Here is a 20,805-nt window from a genome sequence, read left to right as displayed (position 1 = left end):
TCCTTTGCTTCTCTGCAGTCAAACGACAGTCAAATTAGCAGTAGGTGATCGCCCCGATCTGTCCGCACGTCAGATGGTGGCGGCCAACCGATCTGCTAGCAACCGGCTGAACCGTGCCGAATCGGACAGCTCACCCCCCTCGGCGATGACGGCCATCCCGTAGATCAGCTCCGCGGTGTCGACCAGCGACGGGTCGTCGGCCTTGGACTCTCGGGCCGACTGCAGCGCGACGATGAGCGGGTGGTCGGGATTGAGCTCGAGGATCCGCTTGGTCGGCGGCAGCATCTGGCCCGACGCACGGTAGAGCTTCTCCATCTGCGGCGAGAAGCTGAACGTGTCGCCGACCAGACAGGCCGGCGAATCGGTGAGGCGCGTCGACAGGCGGGTCTCCTTGACGTGCTCGGAGAGGGCCTCGGACAGCCATCCGGTCAAGTCGGCGAACTTCGCCTCCCGCTCCTCCCGCTCGGTGGCCGCTTCCTTCTTCTCGTCGTCGGACTTGCCCGCGTCGTCGTCGAGGTCCACCTCTCCCTTGGCGATGGACCGCAGGGCCTTGCCGTCGAACTCGGGGACCGAGCCGACCCACATCTCGTCGACCGGGTCGCCGAGCAGCAGCACCTCGATTCCCTTGGCCCGGAAGGCCTCGATGTGCGGCGAGTTCTCCATGGCCTGCCGCGATTCGCCGGTGAGGTAGTAGATCTCGTCCTGGCCGACCTTCATCCGACCGACGTAGTCGGCGAGGGTGGTCAGGGTGTCGGGATCGTGGGTGGACTCGAACGACGAGATGGCGAGCAGGGCGTCCTTGTTGTCCTGGTCGTTGATCAGGCCTTCCTTGATCGCGCGCCCGAACTGAGACCACAGGGTGGTGTAGTCCTCGGGGCGCGAGGACTGGATGTCCTTGATCGTGGAGAGCACCTTCTTGGTGAGGCGCCGCCGGATGGCGCGGATCTGGCGGTCCTGCTGCAGGATCTCGCGGGAGACGTTGAGCGACAGATCAGCCGCGTCCACGACACCCTTGACGAAGCGCAGGTACTCCGGGATCAGTTCCTCGCAGTCATCCATGATGAACACGCGCTTGACGTACAGCGAGATGCCACCGTTGCGCTCACGCATGAACAGGTCGAACGGCGCCTGGGTCGGTATGAACAGCAGCGCCTGGTATTCGAATGTGCCCTCGGCCCGCAGGGCGATGGTCTCGAGCGGGTCGTCCCACGCGTGGCTGACGTGGCGGTAGAACTCCTTGTACTCCTCGGGGTCCACCTCGTCCTTGGACTTCGACCACAGAGCCTTCATCGAGTTCAACTGCTGGGTCTCGACGACCGTCCGGGTGGTGGGCTCGGAGTCGGTTGCCTCGTCGGTGTCGTCGTCGGTCTCCGGCGTGACGGTCTCGGTGCGCTCGACGTCCATGCGGATGGGCCAGGCGATGAAGTCGGAATACTTCTTCACGAGCTCACGGATCTTGGCGTCGTCGGCGTAGTCGTGCAGGGCGTCGTCGGTGTCGGCGGGCTTGAGGGCCAGCGTGACCGAAGTGCCCTGCGGCGCATCCGCAACGGACTCGATGGTGTACGTGCCCGCGCCGGTCGACTCCCACTTGGTGCCCTCGCTCTCGCCCGCCTTGCGGGTGAGCAGCGTGACGGTGTCGGCGACCATGAACGTCGAGTAGAACCCGATGCCGAACTGTCCGATCAGGTCCTGCGAGGCCGCGGAGTCCTTGGCCTCGGCCAGCTTCTTGCGCAGCTCCGCGGTGCCCGAGCGGGCGAGCGTGCCGATCAGACCGACGACGTCGTCGCGGGACATGCCGATGCCGTTGTCCCGGATGGTCAGGATCCGGGCTTCGGGGTCACGCTCGATCGTGATGTTGAGGTCCGACGTGTCGACGTCGAGATCCTTGTTCTGGTAGGCCTCGAGGCGCAGCTTGTCGAGGGCATCGGAGGCATTCGACACCAACTCGCGCAGAAAGCTGTCCTTGTTCGAGTAGACGGAATGAACCATGAGGTCGAGCAATTGACGGGTCTCGGCCTGGAATTCACGTTCTTCGACAGGTGTGCTCACTGTTGATCTCTTCTCCTGTGTCGTGATCGAGTCGGCACTCGATGTTACCGACCGCGCGATCGTCGCACCCCGCCGCCCGCGCTGGTGTATCCCGGAGGTGTCGGTCCCCCACCGGCACCCGCTGCCATCGTTCACCCGAGGAGTCAGTCGTGTCCCCATCGCCCGAGCCCCGTGACGCCGCGTCGAGCCCCAGGAGTATCCCCACCGACACCCACCTGTCGCCCGCCTACACCGGTCGCCTGTCGACCCAGAAGATCCCGGCGCTGCGGATGCCCGCGGAATCGATGGATCCCGACGCCGCCTACCGGTTCATCCACGACGAGATGATGTTCGACGGGGTGTCGCGCCTGAACCTGGCCACCTTTGTCACCACCTGGATGGATCCGCAGGCCGAGAAGCTGATGGCCGAGACCTTCGACAAGAACATGATCGACAAGGACGAGTACCCGGCCACGTCGGCGATCGAGTCCCGGTGCGTGTCGATGGTCGCCGACCTCTTCCACGCCCCCGATCTCGATCCGACCGACCCGTCCAGCGCCATCGGTGTCAGCACGATCGGCTCGAGCGAGGCCGTGATGCTGGCCGGACTGGCGATGAAGTGGCGGTGGCGGGCGCAGCGGCGCGACGCCGGCGCCGACACGCACCGACCCAACCTGGTCCTCGGGTCGAACGTGCAGGTCGTCTGGGAGAAGTTCTGTCGTTACTTCGATGTCGACGCCGTCTACCTGCCGGTGGAGCCGGGCCGCTATGTGATCACCCCGGAGCAGGTCACCGCCGCGATCGACGAGAACACCATCGGTGTCGTGGCCATCCTGGGGACGACGTTCACCGGCGAACTGGAACCGGTCGCGGCGATCGTGGCGGCGCTCGACGAGGTCGCGGCCGGCGGCGGGGTGGATGTGCCGGTCCACGTCGACGCGGCCAGTGGCGGTTTCGTGGTCCCCTTCACCGATCCCGACCTGGAGTGGGACTTCCGGCTGCGCCGCGTCGTGTCCATCAACGCCAGCGGACACAAGTACGGACTCACCTACCCCGGCATCGGGTTCGCGGTGTGGCGCGGAAAGGAGTTCCTGCCCGAGGACCTGGTGTTCCACGTCAACTATCTCGGCGGCGACATGCCGACCTTCACCCTGAACTTCTCCCGCCCGGGCAATCAGGTGATCGGCCAGTACTACAACTTCCTGCGGCTCGGCTTCGAGGGCTACCGGTCGATCATGACCTGTCTGTCGGAGACGGCGCAGTGGCTCGCGCAGCAACTCGCGGAGATGTCGGAGTTCGAGATCATCTCCGACGGGTCGGCGATCCCGGTGGTGACGTTCGCGACGACGGGCGACCCGGGTTTCTCGGTGTTCGACCTCTCCCGCGCCCTGGCCGCGTTCGGGTGGCAGGTCCCGGCGTACACGATGCCCGCCGACGCCACCGACGTCGCGGTGCTGCGCATCGTGGTCCGCGAGGGCTTCTCCGCCGACATGGCACGCGTCCTGTGCGAGAACATCTCCACCGCCATCGCCGGTCTGCGCCAGGTGCGCACCTCCGGTGAGCTCCCCCATCGCAACCACTTCAAGCACTGACCCGCCGGGACCTCCGATGGCAGGGCACTAGTCTGAGATGACCGCGCCACCCGTTGCACGTGACGGTGTCGCGACGACCGAGGTGACAACCGGGAGGATCAGTCGTGGGGGCTCCGAGCGTTCTGTTCGTCCACGCACACCCCGACGACGAGTCGCTGTGGACCGGCGGCACCATCGCACGGGTCGTCGAGGCGGGATCGGTGACCTCGGTCCTCACCTGTACCTGGGCGTCCGGCACACCTCGCCACACCGAGCTCGCGAGCGCACTGCGCATCCTGGGCGTCGAGGGTCCCATCGCACTCGGTTACGCCGACGGGGGCTTCCCCGAGTCCGCTCCGCAGTCGGCCGCGCTGTGCGAGTGCCGGTTCGACGACGCTGTCCGGCAGATCGTCGAACAGATCAGGATGTTGCGGCCCGACATCGTCGTCACCTACGACGCGTACGGCATCTACGGCCATCCCGATCACATCCAGACGCACCGGCTCGCTCTCGCGGCGGTCGAGGCGGCCGCGTGCGGACCGCTCTACCCCGACGCCGGCCCGGCCTGGCAGACCCGGTCGGTGTATCTGTCGACGGTGCCGACCCGGGTCATGCATCGGATCCGCCACCAGGTGAACACCGGTCCTCCGCCGGACGGCGCGGTCGCCCCCGGCACACCGGACGCCGCGATCGATCTCGAACTCGACGTGTCGGCGTGGGTGGAGCAGAAGTGGTCGGCCATCGGCGCACACCGGTCGGAGATGGACCGGAGCCCGGCCCTTGCCGAACTCGCCGAACTCGACCTCACGCGCCGCAACGCCCTGCTGGGGACGGAGTGGTACCTCCGCCGCGACCTCGTCGACGGCGGCGTCGACCTGGTATGAGACCGGCGCCTACACGTCGATGATCGACGACCGTAATCCGCTGGCGCGAAGAACCTTTCGTTCGATTCCGGCGCGCAGACCCTCGGCCGTTCCGATGAGACGGACGGAGTCGGTCGCCCGGGTGATCGCGGTGTAGAGCAGTTCCCGACTCAGCAGCGCGGAGTCGGCGGGTGGGATCACCACGGCCACGGCACGGTACTGGCTGCCCTGGCTGCGGTGGATTGTCATCGCATAGGCCGAGGACACTCCCCGGAGTCGGCCCGGGTGCACCAGACGCAGGTCGGTGCCTCGGCCGAACGCCGCCATCAGCCGATCGTCCTCGGCGACGACGATGCCGGTGTCACCGTTGAACAATCGTGCGCGGTGGTCGGTCTCGGTGAGCAGCAACGGTCGCCCCGGATACCAGGGGCGATCGAGATCGAGGAACGACGAGGCTCCGTCGGTCCCCCATGCGGTGACCCGTTGGGACCACTGCCGCACGCCCGCCGGCCCCTCGCGATGAGCACACAGCACCCGGTGTCCACCGAGTGCGGTCAGCGCGGCCTCGGCGTCGCCTCGTTCGGCCGCCGACGACATGGTCTGCACCCACGCCGACACCTCGCCCCGGGCGATGTGCGCCTCCTCGACGGGCTCGAGGGTGAGGTCCGGCGCTCCGGCGTCGAGTATCGACAACGCCTCGTCGGCGTCGCCGGCCCGGACGGCGTCGGCCAGCCGACCGATCCTCGCGCCGAAACGACGACGGCGGCGGAGCCGGACCACACCGTCGGCCATCTCCGACCGCTCCGATACCGCCACGGTCGCATCGGGATCCGTGGCGGCCCCGGTGTCGGTTGCCGTGTCGGTGACGGGCGGCGCGGTGTCGGTGGTGACGAGGTCGGCGAGCGGGCCTGCGAGTTCGGTGGTGTGCGAGCGGTGGACGAGGTCGGCCAACACGGCGCCGGCATCGACCGACGCCAGTTGATCGGGGTCACCGATCATCACCAACCGCGTGGTCGGTCGCAGCGCCTCGAGCAGGTGGTACATCAACGTCAGTGACACCATCGACGCCTCGTCGACGATGATCACGTCGTGTGGCAGGCGGTTCGACGCGTGGTGCCGGAACCGGTGACCGCCGCCGGGAAGCGGGCCGAGCAGCCGGTGGATGGTCACGGCCTCCACGTCGGGCAGCGCGATCTGCGCGGACTGGGCGGTCACCGCGTCCTGCAGCGACGCCGCCGCCCGTCCGGTGGGCGCACACAGACCGACGCGGAGTCCCGATCCGTGCAGCGCGTACAGCAGGGCGATGATCCGGGCGGCGGTGTGGGTCTTGCCGGTTCCCGGCCCGCCGGCGAGGACGGTGGTCCACCGGGTGGCCGCGACCGCTGCCGCCATCCGTTGACGGTCGGGGCCGGGTGCCTCCGGGTCCGGCGGGAACAGCGCACCGAGTTCGGTGGCCACGCGGGCGACCTCGACGAACGGTTCACCGGCCGCGCGCTCGGCGAGGATGGCGCGGACGCGTTGTTCCTCGCGGAAGTACCGGTCGAGGTAGAGCAGGGACGCACCGTCATCGGTGGTCACCACCCGAAGCGGCTGCAGTGGCGACTCGACCGACGTCGTCGCCAGAGCACTGGCCCGGACCTTGTCGGGAAGGGCGAGCGGGTCGGGCCACGACAACTCGGCCGGGTCCGTGCCGGTGTCGGAGTCGGGCGGGATGTCGCGTAGTCGCGCCAGGTCGATACAGACCGACCCGGCCCGGACGGCGCGGACGGTGAGGGCGACGGCGAGCAGGACGTCGGGGTCGACCTCGGCCCGGCGGATCGTCACCAGGCGCCGGGCGACGTGCACGTCGGCCGGACCGAGTACCCCCGCGCGGTTGAAATCCGCCAGTACTCCCTCGGCACGCAACGCGATCCGGTTGTCGGCGTTCATGATCGGCCCCCCGTCCTCTGCCCGCCCAGCAGCTCTGACAACGCCACCACGAGTGCGGGCGGCACATCCCAGCCGAACACCCCTCGATCGGGCGGGGTGTCGGGTCCGACCATGGCCCGGACGAAGAGGTACAGCACACGACCGAGGTGACGCTCGGGGCGGTACCCGGGCAGGCGCCAACGCAGATAACGATGCAGCGCAACCGAGTACAGCATCGCCTGCAACGGATAGTGCGATCGCATCATCTCCGCGGCCATGGCGTCCTCGTCGTAGTCCTCGACGGTCAGGTCCCCGAAACCGAGTCGGTTGGTCTTGTAGTCGACGACCACGAACCGTTCGTCTGCGGTGCGCAGGACGCCGTCGATGCTACCGGTGAGGAACCCGTCGAGCGCCGCGCCCGGGATGAGACGTAGGCGTTCCGGGTACTCGCGCAACGGGTCGTCGGCCGGGAGGTGCTCGTCCATCAGGTCAGCGATCGCGCCGAGGGTCGAGCCGCGGGTGGCCGACGCCAGCGGGAACTCGAAATCCATCTCGGCCAGACGGTCCGACATCGCGACCCCGGCGAGATCCGATGGTCCCGAGCCGATTCCGAGCGGGGTGTGCAACACCGAGTCCATCGCGTGGGCGAGCACGTCGACATCGACCTGCAACCCCGAGGACATTGCGGCACGGACACACCGTTCCCGGACCTCGGCGGACAGGTCGGCGGCGTCGGTGTCGACGTTCTCGAGCACCGAGTGCACGAGCAACCCGAACGTGGCACCGGCGGGGAGTCCGTTCATCAGCGACGGCGCGCCCGTGTCCGCGGTCGCGTCGGTGACCACCGCGTCCTCGGGTTCGTCGGTGAGCGCCGCGGTGGCATCGGCCTCGATCGCGGCACCGACCGCGACGTGCTGATCGGCGACCAGCGCGGAGTAGGAGGTGCGGCGCCAGCCGTGGTCGATGACACGGTCGAAGTCGGCGGCGCGCAGCGTGATCGGTTCGTCGTCGGTGGTCGGGACCGGTGGCGGGGACGCCGGTCCCCCGCCCACGGGTTCGACGGAGATCAGGCCGCGGGCCGCACCCGCCCACGCGGAGAGGTCGGATGCGATCGATGCGTCGGCCGGTACGCGCGCGCTCGGTCCGGGATCGGGCGCGCCGGTGTCGGCGCCGGTGGGAGTGCGGGCGAACAAGAGTCGGTGCAACGGTGCCGACCGCGCGGATGAACCGGCGGCCCACCACAGGACGACCTGGCACCGGGCCCGGGTGACGGCCACATAGAACAGTCGCAGTTCCTCGCCGGCGTCCTCGGCCTCCGACGTCCGACGGTTGCGGGCGAACTCGGCGGAGCGCGATCCGCCCACGTCGAGGATGCGGGCACCGGACTCGTCGTGCAGATCGAGGGTCGGCGGGTAGGGATTGCGGGCGGCGTCCCACCCGAACGGGACGTAGACGATCGGGAACTCGAGGCCCTTGCTGCCGTGGACGGTCATGATCGAGACCGCTTGCGCGTCGCGGTCCAGACGCCGACTCTGCTCGGTCTGATCGCCCACCCGGGGATCCTCGAGGCGGTCGACGAACCACCGCAACAGCCCCGCGATCCCCCGTGATTCAGTGACCACGTACCTGTTGCACAACGACGCGAGGTGCGCGATGTCGGTCATCACACGCTCGCCGTCGACGCCGGAGAGGATGCGCGACTCCAACCCGGTCCGGATCGCCAGGCGTTCGTACATCGCGGCGAATCCCGACTGCGCCATCGTCTGCGACAGCTCGATCAGCAGGTCACCGACGTCGGCCAACGCATCACCACCGGCTGCGTCAATCTCGCCCGCCGTACGACCGATCAGCGGCGTCAGCGCGGCGAGGCTCACGCGATCGGAACGGTTGGGCTGCTCGAGAGCCCGCAGGACGTGGAACCAGTCGCGGGCGCTCGCGGTGGCGAAGACACTCGATCCGGCACCGACCACCGAGGCCACCCCGGCCTCGCGCAACGCCCGCTGCACGGGTCCGATGGTCGAACGGGTGCGCAGCAGGATCACCACGTCCGAGGGCCGGACCGGCCGGGTGGTCCCGTCCGGGTCGGTCAGTTCGGGCGCATCGGCGAGCAGCTCGGCGACATCGCGTGCGACGTCGTCGACAACCGCGGACCGTACCGCGGACAGCGGCGGGAACCCGTTGTCCCCCAACGGTCCGAGGCCGACACGACCGAGGTGTCGCAGCCGCAGCGGTGGTCGGCCGGACAGCCTCGAGGAGGTGTGGGTCGCATCGACGGACCGGACGACGATGTCGGGATGTCCCAGCGCCGCTCCGCCGTAAAGGTGGTGCAACGCCGTCACGAGTCCGGCGTCGCTACGCCAGTTCGTTCCGAGGGCCTGGTGGTTGTCGGCACTCGTCGCGGCGTCGAGGTAGCTCAGGACCTCCGCGCCGCGGAAGGCGTAGATCGACTGTTTCGGGTCCCCGACCAGGATGAGATCGGAGTGGCCGTGGAAGCAGCGGCGCAGGATCTCCCACTGGATCGGATCGGTGTCCTGGAACTCGTCGACCAGGACAACGGAGAAGAAGTCACGGATCCGGGCGCAGGCCGCCTCGCCGTGCACCGGATCGGTGATCACGTCGCGGAGCAACGACTGCAGTTCGTCGTAGTCGCGGATGCGCATCATCCGCTTGCGTCGCAGCACCTCCCTGCGCACCGCCGTCACGAAGTCGGTCCGTGCGCGGGCCGTGGTCCCCTCCGGTGCATCGCGCGGAACGAGGGTGGCGTGGGACTGTCGGACCCCGTCGCGGGCGATGGCCACCGCGTCGCGGAAGTCGAACGGCAGCTCGTCGAGGCCGCTGTACCACTTGAGGAACACGTCACCGGCGACCTCGGTGACCAGGTCGTCGACCTCTTCGACGAGGGTGAGGCCGTGTTCGCTCTCCCCGGCGATGCCGAGCGCGTCGAGCATCCGCGAACAGAACGTGTGGGTGGTGCTGACCGTGGCGGCGTCGAAGTCCGACAACGCCGCGCTGATCCGTTCGCGACGTAGTGCCACCTCGTCGGCGGGAGCGTCGGCGAGCGCCGTGACCAACGAGTCCGACCTCGCGGACGCCGGGTCGGCGAGACCGGCGGCCAGGGTCGTCAGCCGTTCACGTGTCCGCTCCCGCAGTTCTGCGGTGGCCATCCGACTGAACGTCACCAGCAGCAGTGCACCCACGTCGACGCCCTCGGCGATGTAGCGGGCCGCCAATCCGACGATCGCGTGGGTCTTCCCGGTACCCGCGCTCGCCTCGAGCACGGTCGTGCCCGTGGGCAGCGGGGCCAGGAGGTCGAACGTGCTGCGCGCGATGCGCGGCCGCGGTGTTGTCATCGGACCACCACCTGCTCGGCGTCGAGCATCGGATGCCAGATCGACTCCGCCGATGCGGTGAATTCGTCGATGGCTCCCGGATCGGCCGCGATGCCGGCGAATCCGGAGGGGAAGACCAGGTTCAGGTAGCGGTCGGTGTGTTCACCGAACGTGCTCTCGAAGGCGGCCCGGGCGGCGTCGAGCGCATCCGGGACCGGCTCCCCTCCATGACGGCGGACGGCGTACTCGGCGCCTGCCGCCGCGGGCAGGGCCAGCGGGTGGGTGAGACCGAGGTCGCGTAGCCGCACCAGGTCGGCCAGTATCTGCGCCGGTGCAGCGGGCAGCGCGAGCTGCGCGCGGGCGAGCCTGGTCCCCTTGCCGAATCGGCCGATGGAGAGACCGGTCATGGTCCCGTCGGCGCGAGCGGCCGCCGCGGCGAGCAGGGCGATCCATGTGGACAGCCGGTGTTTGGGCGCGAGTTTGGAGTAGTGCGCCCGGAACACCACGTCACCGTGGACACCGTCCACCGTGCCGGTCAGTCGTCTGCCGTCGCCGAGGTCGACATCGACGTCCACCGACGTCCGTTCTATGGCGACGGTCGCCGAGGCCGCATCCCACAGACGGTTCACGTCGTCGAGCACCGGTTCGAGCGCGCGGCGACCCAGTTCGAACGGCGGCAGGGTCCCGCGGCGGAGTTCGGCTCCCCGCAGCGCGTCGATGGTGTCGCCCTGTAGTCGATGACGGAGCAACCGGTCGCCGATCCCCCAGCGGTCCAACGGATCGAGACCGGGATCGAGCTCGTCGTCGAGCACCTCCGCGGTGTCGGGGACGGCGAAACCGAGGCGTTGCCTGCAGAACCCGCGGACGGGATGTTCGAAGAACGCGATCAGTTCGGCGACATCGACCGGTGCCGCTGCGCCGACGGTGGACGTGACCGGCGGCAGCGGGGTGCGATCGAACTCGATGACGTGAGTGGGCGGCGCGATCAGCGCCCGAGCGCCTGCGAGGGCGGCGCGATCGAAACCGAAGGGCGCCTCGGCATCGAAGTTCGCCGGGTCGAAGGCGTGCAGCGGATGCCTGCGGACCACTTGCTCCGCGTGCGTGGGCGAGACCAGGGCGGTGATGGCGTCGACCACCTCGCTCACCGGCACCGACGGCGGACGACGAAGCCCGGTCACCGGATCGGCTCCGGTGTAGGCGATCACGAGCTTCTCGCGCGCCGACATCATCGTGTCGAGCAGGAGTTGCCGGTCCTCGCTGCGTGGATCGCGTTCACCCACGCAGGGGTTGCGGTCGAGGACATCGTCTCCGTCCTCACGCGACACCCGGGGGTAGACGTCGTCGTCGAGACCGATGAGCACCACCACCCGGTGCGGGACGGCGCGCATGGGCACCATCGAGCAGACCGTCAGCTCGCCGGTCCGGAAGTTCGCCCGTGTCGGGCGGGCGGCGACCACGTCGTCGAGCAGGGCGACGACATCGGCGCGGCGCAGGTCGACGTCGCCGCAGTGTTCGGTCGCGCGGGTGATCTCGTCGACCGCCTGCGCCCGCTGCCACGCGTCGGTGGGCGCCACGTCGAGCAGGTCGTCGATCACCCGCACCATCGACGCGGTCCAGTCCTGCGCCGAGCGCACCCCGGCGAGCGCTCCCACGCACGCGTCGAGTCGGTCCACGAACTCCGCGAAGCGACCGACCAGGTCGATGTCGGCGCTGTCGATGTCGTCGAGGGGCAGCGCACGGTGGATCCACTGCAGACCGGCCTCGTGCGCGACGACACCGAGGACGATCCGATCGAGCCCAGTCTCCATCGTGTTCTGTTCGAACCCCTTGAGGCCGAACGCGGTTCGCTGGGCCGATCCCAGACCCCAGCGGACGCCCGCCTCGGCCATCCACCGGCCGATGAGCTCGAGGTCGTCGTCGGTGAAACCGAAACGGGTCCGGACCGGTGCCCGGCCGGCCAGGTCGGCGATGTCGCTGGCGGTGACGCGGGCCCCGGCGAGCGCGACGACGACGACGACCGACTCCAGGACGGTGTTGGTCGCGCTCATCGAACGGTCGGCGAGACGGACCCGTAGTCGGTGCGCGGGATGGCCGTCGATGTCCGGGCCCCGGCCGTCCGGCCTGCGCGTGTCGAACGCCGCTCGGATCAACGGGGCGAACGCCTCGATGTCCGGGCACATGACGATGACGTCGCGGGGCATCAGTGTCGGGTCGTCGGTGAACATCCGGGACAGGACGTCCCGGATCACCTCGACCTGCCGGGCCGGGCCGTGGCACGAGTGCACGCCGACCGAGTCGTCCATGGGCCCCGGCGTGAGGTCGGTCGGCGTGGCGTCGTCACGGATCGTCTGTTGCAGACGGGCGAGCAGCGTCGTCGGTTCGGCGACCGGACCGGCGTGGTGGATGTCGCGGGTGACGTGGCGGGTCAGCCGCAGCTGGGTCTCGCGGATCTCCCGGGACAGGCTGGCCAGCAACGGGTTCGACACCGCGCCGCGGGCCAGATCACGGCGTCTGATCGGCTCCCCCGCGGCGGCGGTGATCTGCCACAGCCGGTCGCTGGGGTGCGGCAGGAAGACGTGGACGTCGCGCTCGGCACCCACGGCGGAGAGCACCGCGAGCTGCTCGGTGGTCAGCCGGGTGGGTCCGAACAGCGAGAGCCGACGGGGCAGGTCGAGTGCGGTCGGCTCGGACGAGATCTGCGCGCACAGGGATTCCAGACGCTCGGCCGGACCGGGCGTCCCGATCCGCTCACGCAGCCGTCGCCACACGTGCGCCTGCCACCGTTGGTCGGTGGGGAGCTCACCGCCGATGCCGTCGGTGTCGTGGCCGGCGGCCCAGTCGGAGAGCATCTGCGGTCGTTGCGCGGCGTAGGAGCGGAACGTGCGGGCGAGACCGACCGCCGTGCTCCACCGCCGCCCGGCGCGATGCGCGTCGACCGATCCGTCGGGGCGGACACCCAGGTGCCGTGCGAGAACCTCGCAACCGGGATCGTGCACGCAGGTGTCGAGCACCTCGAGCAGCGTCCATCGCATCCGCGCGGGCGACCACGGGTCGTCGGCCCGGTGGTAGCCGCGGATCGACCCGAGCACCCGGTCGACGAGGTCGGTGGGCGACCGGAAGTCGATGTTGGCGGCGATGCCGTCGGACCCGGCACCGGAGGTGCCCAGCCGCGCGGAGAGCCGTTGACCCAACCAGCGCTCCACCCCCTTGGCGGGGACGGCGACGATCTCGGGGGTCAGCGCGTCGGCGAGGGGATCGAGCAGGATGTCGGCCAGGGCGTCGGCGAGGATGTCGGTGCGCTCGGCGCGATGCAGGGTCAGCATGGTGCCCCTCCCCTCGCTCCGACACGTTGCCGCACAGGTGTACCAGTGGGCACCGACATCACCGCGTCAGGCCCGCCGACGCAGGGCCACCGGTTCGTCGAGACGGTCCCGCATGGCCGTCACCAAATGCTCCGGCATGGCCGTGGGTGCGCCCTCCGGATCCACGCACACCAGTGTGGTCTCGGCCTGCACGAAGCGTCGGCCGGAGGCATCGGCGAGCACCGAACCGAATTCGAACGACGAGCGGCCGACCCGACTCAGCCACACCGACGCCATGATGTCGTCCTCGCTGTAGGGGATCGTGGCCAGGAATTCGACCTCCTGGCGCACCACGACCAGGCCCGTGCCGGTCGCGGTGGCATCGTCGGTCCTCGGTGCCGCCGGGCCGGCCGCGATGAGGCGCGGCATGGCCCGCACCCGGGACTCCTCCAGCAGGCGGGCGATCGCGACGTTGTTGATGTGGCTGTTGATGTCCATGTCACCCCAGCGCAGTTGCAGGGCGATGGTCACCGCGTGATCGGACATGGGCGACATCGTATCGTCGGCGCGCGTGCACGCCACGGTGCGGTGCGTCAGGGGCGGGTGAACTGCAACTGGCTGACCTGCAGGTAGCCCGACGCGAACCCGGCCTCGCAGTAGGCCAGGTAGTACTCCCACATGCGACGGAACGTCTCGTCGAACCCCTTGTGCTGCACGGTGTCCCACGAGGCGTTGAACCGATGGCGCCAGCGCCGCAGCGTCTCGGCGTAGTGCTGTCCGAGATCGATCCGGTCCGACCGGACCAGTCCGGTGTGCTCGGCGATCGTGGAGTCGATGGCCTCCATCGAGGGGATCAGCCCACCGGGGAAGATGTACTTCTGGATCCAACCGAACGACCGTCGGGTGGCCAACATCCGGTTGTGCGGCATCAGGATCGCCTGGATCGAGACCTTGCCGCCCGGAGCGAGCAGTTCGTCGATCTTGCCGAAGTAGGTCGGCCAGTACTCCTCGCCGACCGCCTCGATCATCTCGACGCTGACGATCGCGTCGAACCGACCCTGGACGTCGCGGTAGTCCTGAAGGCGGATGTCGATGCGGTCGGTGAGACCCGCGGCGTCGATGCGCTGCAGCGCGAGCTCACGCTGCTCCTGCGACAGCGTCACCGTGGTCACCTCGGCACCGCGTTGCGCGGCACGGATGGCCAGGGCGCCCCAGCCGCTGCCGATCTCGAGCACCCGCGTGCCCTCGGCGACCCCGGCCATGTCCAGGACCGAGTCGATCTTGCGGTACTGCGCCGCCTCGAGATCCTGCGTCGCGAAGTCCCCGGCCGCGTCGAACATGGCCGAGCTGTAGGACATCGTGGGGTCGAGGAACGAGGCGAACATCTCGTTGCTGAGGTCGTAGTGGGCGCCGATGTTGCGCTTGGACCCCTCGACCGAGTTCCGCTGGTGCTCCGGGATCCGTTTGTCGACGACGGCCCGCAACTTCCAGATCGGCTCCGGCACCAGACTGGTCATCCGCTCGGCGAACGGCGTCAGGGCCCGCCCGAGGTCACTGCCCTCGGCCGCGCGCCAGTCACCGGCCATGTAGGCCTCGCCGAGTCCGATCTTCGGGTTGTGTCCCAGTCGGTCGTAGAAGACCTTGGGCCGCACGATCTCCAGTGTCTCGCTGTCGGGGGCCCCGTTGCCGCGGATGTCGCCGTCCGGGAACAGCACGTTGACCGGCGCCTTGCTCAGCGCGTAGTCGACCAGGCGACGGGTGATGGGGGTCTTGAACCACGTCCCCGCGAGGACAGGCCTGCGCACGGCGAACGGATCAACGACGTTGGTCATGGGTTCAGACCTCCTGTGGGGGCGTGTGAGAAGGGCGTGCCACGACGGGCAGGCGACGGAGCCAGAGCCAGATGCCGTGGACCGCGATGAGTCCGGTGACCCGCTGGGGCATCAGCGGCATGGTCAGTATCGACCGCAGGACGGCTCGTTTCGTGGCCGGGCGCGGAACCCCGGTGAACGACGCGGAGAACGGCGGCATCCCGGGGCGGTCGAGTGTGATGGTGACGACGACACGTTCGGCGTCGAGTCGGAACACCATGCGGTAGTGGCCCGAGACGTCGTTGAACGGCGAGACGTAGAAGTGTTTGTCGACCTCCGCGCGTCCGTCGGCGTCGGGCCGGAGCAGATAGGCGGTGCGTTCGCCGTAGGTGTTGTGCACCTCGGCGATCAGGCACCGCAGTTCACCGTCGGCCGTGAAGCACCAGTAGACCGACAGCGGGTCGAAGACGTAGCCGAGCACCCGCGCGTTGGCGAGCATGACCACCCGCGAGCCGGCACCGAGGTCGATGTCGTTGGCCGCCAGATAGGTCTCGACGTTGGTCTTGATCGCGGCCGCGGAATCGGAGTCGATCGCGCCCAGATGGTCTCGGGCGCTGAACCGCGCGAAGGGGGCGAGCGGCTTCGGCAGCCGCGGAGGCGCGTCGAGGTCGATCAGCCACTGGTACACGCGGTGTCGGAACCTGTGCGCCGTCTGCCCGCGCCGGACGTGCGAGACGTCCCCGGTCACGATCGCCGGGAGCGACGGCAGGTCGAGGACCGCCGTCATCGGGTCACCACCGGGCACCGAGATGTTCGGCTGCGGCAACACCAGAGCGGGCGCCGTCCTCGTGGAAACCCCAGCCGTGGTAGGCACCTGCGAACGCGGTCGTCGACGAGTTCAGTTCGCCCAGAAGGGTTTGCGCGGCGACGGCCGCCGGCGTGTAGGTGGGGTGGGCGTAGTCCATCACCGCGATGATCGTCGACGGATCGATGAGTTCACGGGCGTTGAGCGTCACCAGGTAGTCGGTCGCGCTGTCGAGTGCCTGCAGGCGGTTCATCCAGTAGGTGACCACCGGCGGTTCGTCCGATCCGCCGTCCCCGTCAGGGGTCAGGTAGTTCCACGACGCCCTTGCACGCTTCGCCGACGGCAGCAGGGTCGAATCGGTGTGCAGCACAGCCTGGTTGGGCGCGTAGTGGAACGCCGACAGGACGGTGCGCTCGGATTCCGACGGATCGGCCAGCATCGCCAGCGCCTGATCGGGGTGGGTGGCGACGACCACCTTGTCGAATCGGTTGCGGGCGCCGGTGCGGTCGGTGATCGTGACGCCGTCGACGTGGCGCACGATCTCGGTGACGCCGCTCGACAGCCGGACGTCGGCGATGCCCTCGGCGATCCTGCGGACGTACTCCTGGGATCCGCCGGTCACGGTGTACCACTGCGGCGAGCCGGTGACGGTGAGCATGCCGTGATTGCGCAGGAACGCGAAGAGGTAGCGCGCTGGGTAGTCCAGCGACGCCTCCGGGCCCGACGACCACACACAGGACACGAGCGGGACGGCGTAGTGACGTCGGAAGAACGCACCGAAGTCGTGCCCGTCGAGGAACTGTCCGTAGGTGGTCAGGTCGTCGTCGGTGGCCGAGTCCAGGAAGGCCCCCGCAGCGCGGTGGAACTGTTTGATCTGCAGGAGCATCCCGAGGAATCGCGGGTCGGCCAGCCGACGCGGCTGCGCGAGGATGCCGCCGACGCCCCGACCCCCCGCGTACTCGAAGCCGCTGACGCGGTCGACGATGCTCATGCTCATCTCGGTGGGCTGGGTGGCCACACCGAGGTCGGCGAACAGCCGGCGCAGGATCGGGTACGTCTCGTCGTTGTGCACGATGAAACCGGAGTCGATGCCCAGTCGGCGGTCACCGTCGGGCACCTGATGGGTGTGGGCGTGGCCCCCCAGCCGGTCGTCGGACTCGTAGAGCGTCACCGCATGGGTGCGGCCCAGCAGGTGCGCGGCGGTGAGTCCGGACACGCCCGACCCCACGACCGCAACGGTCGGGGATTGCGCATTCTGGGACCCACTCGTCATCACTCGCACCACTGTCTCTCACGCCGAAGAAGCCATTGTCGGATCACAATGGTCTCACTCATGGTTCGGACCCCCCGCACCACCGGATGGGCGTCGGCGGTTCGCTGTCGGTGAAATCGGACACGGGAAATCGGACACCGCCGCGACGCGCATAGGCTCGCGACATGAGCATCACTCGTTCGTCCGTGGTCGATGACTCGATCGACGAGGTCTTCGCCTGGCACCAGCGCCCAGGGGCGTTCCATCGCCTCTCCCCCGGCTTCGCGCCGATGTCGCTGCGGTCCGAGGCCACCTCCATCGAGGACGGCAAGGCCATCCTGGTGCTTCCCGGCGGTCTGACCTGGACCGCGGCCCATCAGCCGGGCGGATATCGTCCGCCGAACCAGTTCGTGGACAAGCTCACCTCGGTCCCGCTCCGGTACGTCACCCCGTGGACGCACACCCACAACTTCGACGCCGTCGACGCCGACCACACCCGCGTGACCGACAACGTGGACACCCGGGTGCCCGGATTCGCGTTGTCGTCGATGTTCGACTTCCGGCATCGGCAGCTCGCCGACGACATCATCACGCAGAAGTGGGCTCGGTCACTGCAGCCGACGCCGCTGACCATCGGCATGACCGGGGTGTCGGGGACGATCGGCACCGCGCTGGCCGCCCTGGCCACCACCGGCGGCCACCGGGTCGTGTCACTGGTGCGTCGGACACCGGTCGGCGACGACGAACGACGCTGGGACCCCGACAATCCCGCCGCCGATCTGCTCGACGGACTCGACATCGTGGTCCATCTGGCGGGCTCGTCCATCGCGGGGCGGTTCACCGACGCGCACGTCTCCCGTGTCCGCCACAGCCGGGTCGAGCCCTCCCACGCCCTGGCGCGGGTGGCCGCCGCAGCCGCCGCCGAGGGGCGCGGGCCCCGCGTCTTCATCGGGGCGTCGGCCATCGGGTACTACGGCGCCGACCGCGGCGACGAGGAACTCACCGAGACCAGCACCCCGGGCGACGGCGTGATCGCGGACATCGTGCGCGACTGGGAATCGGCCTACACACCGGCCGCGGAGTCCGGACTGCGGGTGGTGACCGTGCGCACCGGCGTCGTGCAGGCGGCGGCAGGCGGCATGCTCAAGGTGCTGCGGCCGGTCTTCGGTGCGGGGCTGGGCGGCCCGATCGGTGACGGCACGCAGTGGCTGTCCTGGATCGGTCTGGAGGACGTGTGCGACGTCTTCTACCGCGCGGCGCTCGACGACCGCCTGTCCGGGCCGGTCAACGCGGTCTCCCCCGAGCCCGTCCGCAACAGCGAGTTCACCGACACGATGGGGACGGTCCTGCACCGCCCCACCGTCCTGCGGGTGCCGGAGTTCGCACCGAAGCTGGTGCTCACCGAGAGCGGTGCGGGCTCACTGGCGTTGGCGAGCCAGCGTGTGCTCCCGGAGGTCCTCGCCGGCGTCGGGCACGATTTCCGGATGCCCGCACTCGCCGACACCCTTCGACACCAGTGCGGACGCTGACCGACGGGCGCGGTGGCGTGGCCCGATAGCACGACACGTTCGACGAAACCGCCGATGCGCTGCGCCTGCGCCCTATATTGGGGCGGTGATCATCGAGACCGCGCACCTGGTGCTCCGGCCGATCACCCGTGACGACGCCGCGGCCCTGGAAGAACTCGACAGTGATCCTGCGGTGATGCGCTACGTCTCGGGTGGACGCCCGACACCTCGCACCATGATCGAGGACTGGGTGATCCCGCGCGCCATCGCCGAGATGTCCACGCGACGTGGGGTCGGCATGTTCGCCGCGATGGATCGACACCGGGGCGGATTCCTCGGCTGGTTCTCGCTGCGGGCCCCGCGCCACAGCAGCCGGGCCGAGCTCGAACTCACCTATCGCCTGCGTCGTGAGGCGTGGGGGTACGGCATCGCGACCGAGGGATCACGCGCACTGGTGCAGGTGGCCTTCGACCGTCTCGCGACCGACCGTCTCTTCGCCGGGACGATGGCCGTCAACGCCCCGTCACGCCGGGTGATGGAGAAGTCCGGCATGCGCCTGGCCGCCCTCCACCAGGCCGACGACACCGCGATCGACGGATACGAGCGCGGCGAGGTCGAGTACGAGATCCTCAGATCTCAGTGGGAGACAGCGGATTTCCCGTGGGCGAGATCGGCTCGGGCGGCCGCGCACCTGATCGCCTAGCCGCCACCGCACGCGCATCGGCCGACGACCCCGTGCGCACCGCGACGATGCCGGCCAGCAGGACGAACGCACCGAGCACCTGCAGCGGTCTGAGCACCTGACCCAGCAGGACCGCCGAGGCGACCGCCGACGCGACGACCTCGAGGAGCGCGACGAACGAGGCCGGTGTCGGTCCGAGCATGCGCACCGCGGTGATCCCGGTGACGTAGGCCAGCGTCGTCGCGACACCCGCGACCGCCAGCGCCGCGACCCACCACGGGGTGGCGTGGCCGGCCAACGTCACATCCGCCGTGGTCGCACGCATCGGGAACCACCCGACCGCGCCCGCGGCACCGACGAGCACCGCACCGACCACGAGTCCTCCACACGTCAACGCGATGGGGTCGACGCTGCCTGCGGCGTCCTCGGACTCCTCGGCCAATATGAAGTACGCGGCCAAACCGACCGCCGCGGCCAGCGCCCAGGCGACCCCGACCGGATCGATCGACACCCCGGCACCACCGCCGATCACGACCAGCAGGCCGGCGACCGCGACTGCGCCACCCGCCAGGGTCACCCGACCCGGACGTCGCCCGCGCACGGCCCACTCGAACCCGATCACCATCACCGGGGCGCTGTACTCGATGAGCAGCGCGATCGGGACGTCGAGGTAGCGGACCGCGTTGAAGAAGCTCAGCTGGACGACGGCGACGGCCAACACCCCGTACGCCACCACCCGGATCGGGGCGCGCCCGATCGCCAGCAGTCGTCGGGGTCGCAGGATGAGCACCGGGACGACCAGCAACGCCGCGCCCAGCCCGAGTCGCAGTGCGCTCGCCGCGGTCGACGACCATCCGGCGTCGATCAGCGACTTCGCCAGCGGCCCGGACATCCCGAACGCGGTGGCCGACACCGCCGCGACCATCAGCCCACCGGAGGCGGTCCGATTCATGGTGTTCCCCGTTCGCTCCGCATGCGAGAGGTCGCATGTAAGAGGTGATCTTCATTTAGACTCCTTACAGGAGACGACATCGAGAGTCAGGAGTCAAGGTGCGTTTCACCCATGACACAGAACCGGCGTTGGTTGCCGTCGTCGCGCTGGTCAACTCCGGGCGCAATGCGCAGGACACGCTCACCGACCCCGCCGCTCTCGCCGATTTCCTCGACGAGCACGGCTACACCGGGCGTCGTGACGGCACCGACGCGGAACTGAGGTCGGTGCGGGCGTTACGGGACCGGGTGACGCATTTCTGGCAGATCGGACGCGACGACGCCGCGTCGGAGGTGAACGCGATCCTGCGTGAATGCGGCGCCGTGCCGTTCCTGACGCGGCACGACTCGAGCGACTGGCACATCCACGTCACCGATTCCGCCGATCCGCTCGCCGACCGCATCGGCGCCGAGACCGCGATGGCGCTGATCGACCTGATCCGCGCCGACGAGTTCGACCGACTCACCGTGTGCGCGGCGCCGGACTGCGATTCCGTGCTGATCGACATGTCACGCAACCGTTCTCGCCGGTTCTGCGCCCACCGCAACTGCGGCAACCGGGCCAATGTGGCCGCATACCGTCGACGTCGATCGCAGGCCGCCGACTGACGCGGCGACGGGTACGCCCGTACCGGTCCCCGGGGGCCGACGACACGGTGCCCACCGTGGGCGCGTGCGAATCGCCTCGATTGACTACCGTTGAGTCCGAGCGGGCGTGAACTCGACCTGAGACCGGCCTGCGCAGACGCACTCCAC

At 69.2% G+C, this 20,805-nt stretch carries 14 protein-coding genes; 5 read left to right on the top strand and 9 right to left on the bottom strand.

Going from position 1 to position 20,805, the window contains the following annotated elements:
- Window positions 1-69: 69 nt before the first annotated feature.
- A complete protein-coding gene (htpG, locus tag LX13_RS19135) occupies window positions 70-2,049 on the bottom strand; it encodes a molecular chaperone HtpG (protein WP_253662927.1) in 1,980 nt (659 codons plus the stop codon).
- A 197-nt stretch (window positions 2,050-2,246) separates the two neighbouring features.
- Here htpG and gad point away from each other — a divergent pair, with 197 nt between their 5' ends.
- Together gad and LX13_RS19125 are read left to right on the top strand one after the other, a co-directional pair.
- Window positions 2,247-3,620 carry a glutamate decarboxylase gene (gene gad, locus LX13_RS19130; protein ID WP_372500014.1) on the top strand — a complete coding sequence of 458 codons (1,374 nt, stop codon included), beginning with the start codon at window positions 2,247-2,249 and terminating at the stop codon, window positions 3,618-3,620.
- A gap of 104 nt (window positions 3,621-3,724) precedes the next feature.
- On the top strand, window positions 3,725-4,483 hold the full coding sequence (locus tag LX13_RS19125) for a PIG-L family deacetylase (protein WP_253662925.1): 759 nt from the start codon (window positions 3,725-3,727) through the stop codon (window positions 4,481-4,483).
- A 9-nt stretch (window positions 4,484-4,492) separates the two neighbouring features.
- On the opposite strand, the gene recD is transcribed toward LX13_RS19125, so the two are convergent.
- The 7 genes from recD to LX13_RS19090 all read right to left on the bottom strand — a co-directional run bounded on the left by recD (window position 4,493) and on the right by LX13_RS19090 (window position 16,890).
- Window positions 4,493-6,391, bottom strand: coding sequence for an exodeoxyribonuclease V subunit alpha (gene recD / locus LX13_RS19120; protein ID WP_253662924.1), 1,899 nt, complete (start codon window positions 6,389-6,391; stop codon window positions 4,493-4,495).
- The gene (locus tag LX13_RS19115; protein WP_253662923.1) at window positions 6,388-9,720 is read right to left on the bottom strand and encodes a UvrD-helicase domain-containing protein; all 3,333 of its coding nucleotides are present in this window, start codon (window positions 9,718-9,720) and stop codon (window positions 6,388-6,390) included. Before LX13_RS19115 ends, recD begins: the two co-directional genes overlap by 4 nt.
- Window positions 9,717-13,022 carry an exodeoxyribonuclease V subunit gamma gene (gene recC, locus LX13_RS19110; protein WP_253662922.1) on the bottom strand — a complete coding sequence of 1,102 codons (3,306 nt, stop codon included), beginning with the start codon at window positions 13,020-13,022 and terminating at the stop codon, window positions 9,717-9,719. Before recC ends, LX13_RS19115 begins: the two co-directional genes overlap by 4 nt.
- Window positions 13,023-13,088: 66 nt before the next feature.
- A complete protein-coding gene (locus tag LX13_RS19105) occupies window positions 13,089-13,547 on the bottom strand; it encodes an acyl-CoA thioesterase (protein ID WP_253662921.1) in 459 nt (152 codons plus the stop codon).
- Window positions 13,548-13,594: 47 nt separating this feature from the next.
- On the bottom strand, window positions 13,595-14,833 hold the full coding sequence (locus tag LX13_RS19100) for an SAM-dependent methyltransferase (protein WP_253662920.1): 1,239 nt from the start codon (window positions 14,831-14,833) through the stop codon (window positions 13,595-13,597).
- Window positions 14,834-14,837: 4 nt separating this feature from the next.
- Window positions 14,838-15,599, bottom strand: a complete 762-nt coding sequence (locus tag LX13_RS19095) for a DUF1365 domain-containing protein (RefSeq protein WP_253662919.1) — start codon at window positions 15,597-15,599, stop codon at window positions 14,838-14,840.
- A 4-nt stretch (window positions 15,600-15,603) separates the two neighbouring features.
- Window positions 15,604-16,890 (bottom strand): NAD(P)/FAD-dependent oxidoreductase, encoded by a 1,287-nt coding sequence (locus tag LX13_RS19090; RefSeq protein ID WP_253662918.1) that lies wholly within the window; start codon window positions 16,888-16,890, stop codon window positions 15,604-15,606.
- A 164-nt stretch (window positions 16,891-17,054) separates the two neighbouring features.
- Here LX13_RS19090 and LX13_RS19085 point away from each other — a divergent pair, with 164 nt between their 5' ends.
- Together LX13_RS19085 and LX13_RS19080 are read left to right on the top strand one after the other, a co-directional pair.
- Window positions 17,055-18,398 (top strand): TIGR01777 family oxidoreductase, encoded by a 1,344-nt coding sequence (locus LX13_RS19085; RefSeq protein WP_253662917.1) that lies wholly within the window; start codon window positions 17,055-17,057, stop codon window positions 18,396-18,398.
- An 85-nt stretch (window positions 18,399-18,483) separates the two neighbouring features.
- Window positions 18,484-19,080, top strand: coding sequence for a GNAT family N-acetyltransferase (locus tag LX13_RS19080; RefSeq protein ID WP_253662916.1), 597 nt, complete (start codon window positions 18,484-18,486; stop codon window positions 19,078-19,080).
- On the opposite strand, the gene LX13_RS19075 is transcribed toward LX13_RS19080, so the two are convergent.
- Complete coding sequence (locus LX13_RS19075; RefSeq protein ID WP_253662915.1) at window positions 19,007-20,011, bottom strand: EamA family transporter; 1,005 nt, start codon at window positions 20,009-20,011, stop codon at window positions 19,007-19,009. The genes LX13_RS19080 and LX13_RS19075 overlap by 74 nt on opposite strands.
- A gap of 98 nt (window positions 20,012-20,109) precedes the next feature.
- Between LX13_RS19075 and LX13_RS19070 the strand changes: the two genes are divergently transcribed.
- Window positions 20,110-20,658 carry a CGNR zinc finger domain-containing protein gene (locus LX13_RS19070; RefSeq protein ID WP_253662914.1) on the top strand — a complete coding sequence of 183 codons (549 nt, stop codon included), beginning with the start codon at window positions 20,110-20,112 and terminating at the stop codon, window positions 20,656-20,658.
- Window positions 20,659-20,805: the final 147 nt, after the last annotated feature.

It is taken from the genome of Williamsia maris (assembly GCF_024171815.1).
GTDB classification, from domain to species: domain Bacteria; phylum Actinomycetota; class Actinomycetes; order Mycobacteriales; family Mycobacteriaceae; genus Williamsia_A; species Williamsia_A maris.
Note: the sequence above shows the minus strand (reverse complement) of the source record. Positions and strands in the feature narration are given on the sequence as shown.

What these genes read in the sequence shown, in the direction of transcription:
- recD (WP_253662924.1), bottom strand. Translation starts at nt 6,391, where the DNA reads ATGAACGCCGACAACCGGATCGCGTTGCGTGCCGAGGGAGTACTGGCG.
- LX13_RS19115 (WP_253662923.1), bottom strand. Translation starts at nt 9,720, where the DNA reads ATGACAACACCGCGGCCGCGCATCGCGCGCAGCACGTTCGACCTCCTG.
- recC (WP_253662922.1), bottom strand. Translation starts at nt 13,022, where the DNA reads ATGCTGACCCTGCATCGCGCCGAGCGCACCGACATCCTCGCCGACGCC.
- LX13_RS19105 (WP_253662921.1), bottom strand. Translation starts at nt 13,547, where the DNA reads ATGTCCGATCACGCGGTGACCATCGCCCTGCAACTGCGCTGGGGTGAC.
- LX13_RS19100 (WP_253662920.1), bottom strand. Translation starts at nt 14,833, where the DNA reads ATGACCAACGTCGTTGATCCGTTCGCCGTGCGCAGGCCTGTCCTCGCG.
- LX13_RS19095 (WP_253662919.1), bottom strand. Translation starts at nt 15,599, where the DNA reads ATGACGGCGGTCCTCGACCTGCCGTCGCTCCCGGCGATCGTGACCGGG.
- LX13_RS19090 (WP_253662918.1), bottom strand. Translation starts at nt 16,890, where the DNA reads ATGACGAGTGGGTCCCAGAATGCGCAATCCCCGACCGTTGCGGTCGTG.
- LX13_RS19085 (WP_253662917.1), top strand. Translation starts at nt 17,055, where the DNA reads ATGAGCATCACTCGTTCGTCCGTGGTCGATGACTCGATCGACGAGGTC.
- LX13_RS19075 (WP_253662915.1), bottom strand. Translation starts at nt 20,011, where the DNA reads ATGAATCGGACCGCCTCCGGTGGGCTGATGGTCGCGGCGGTGTCGGCC.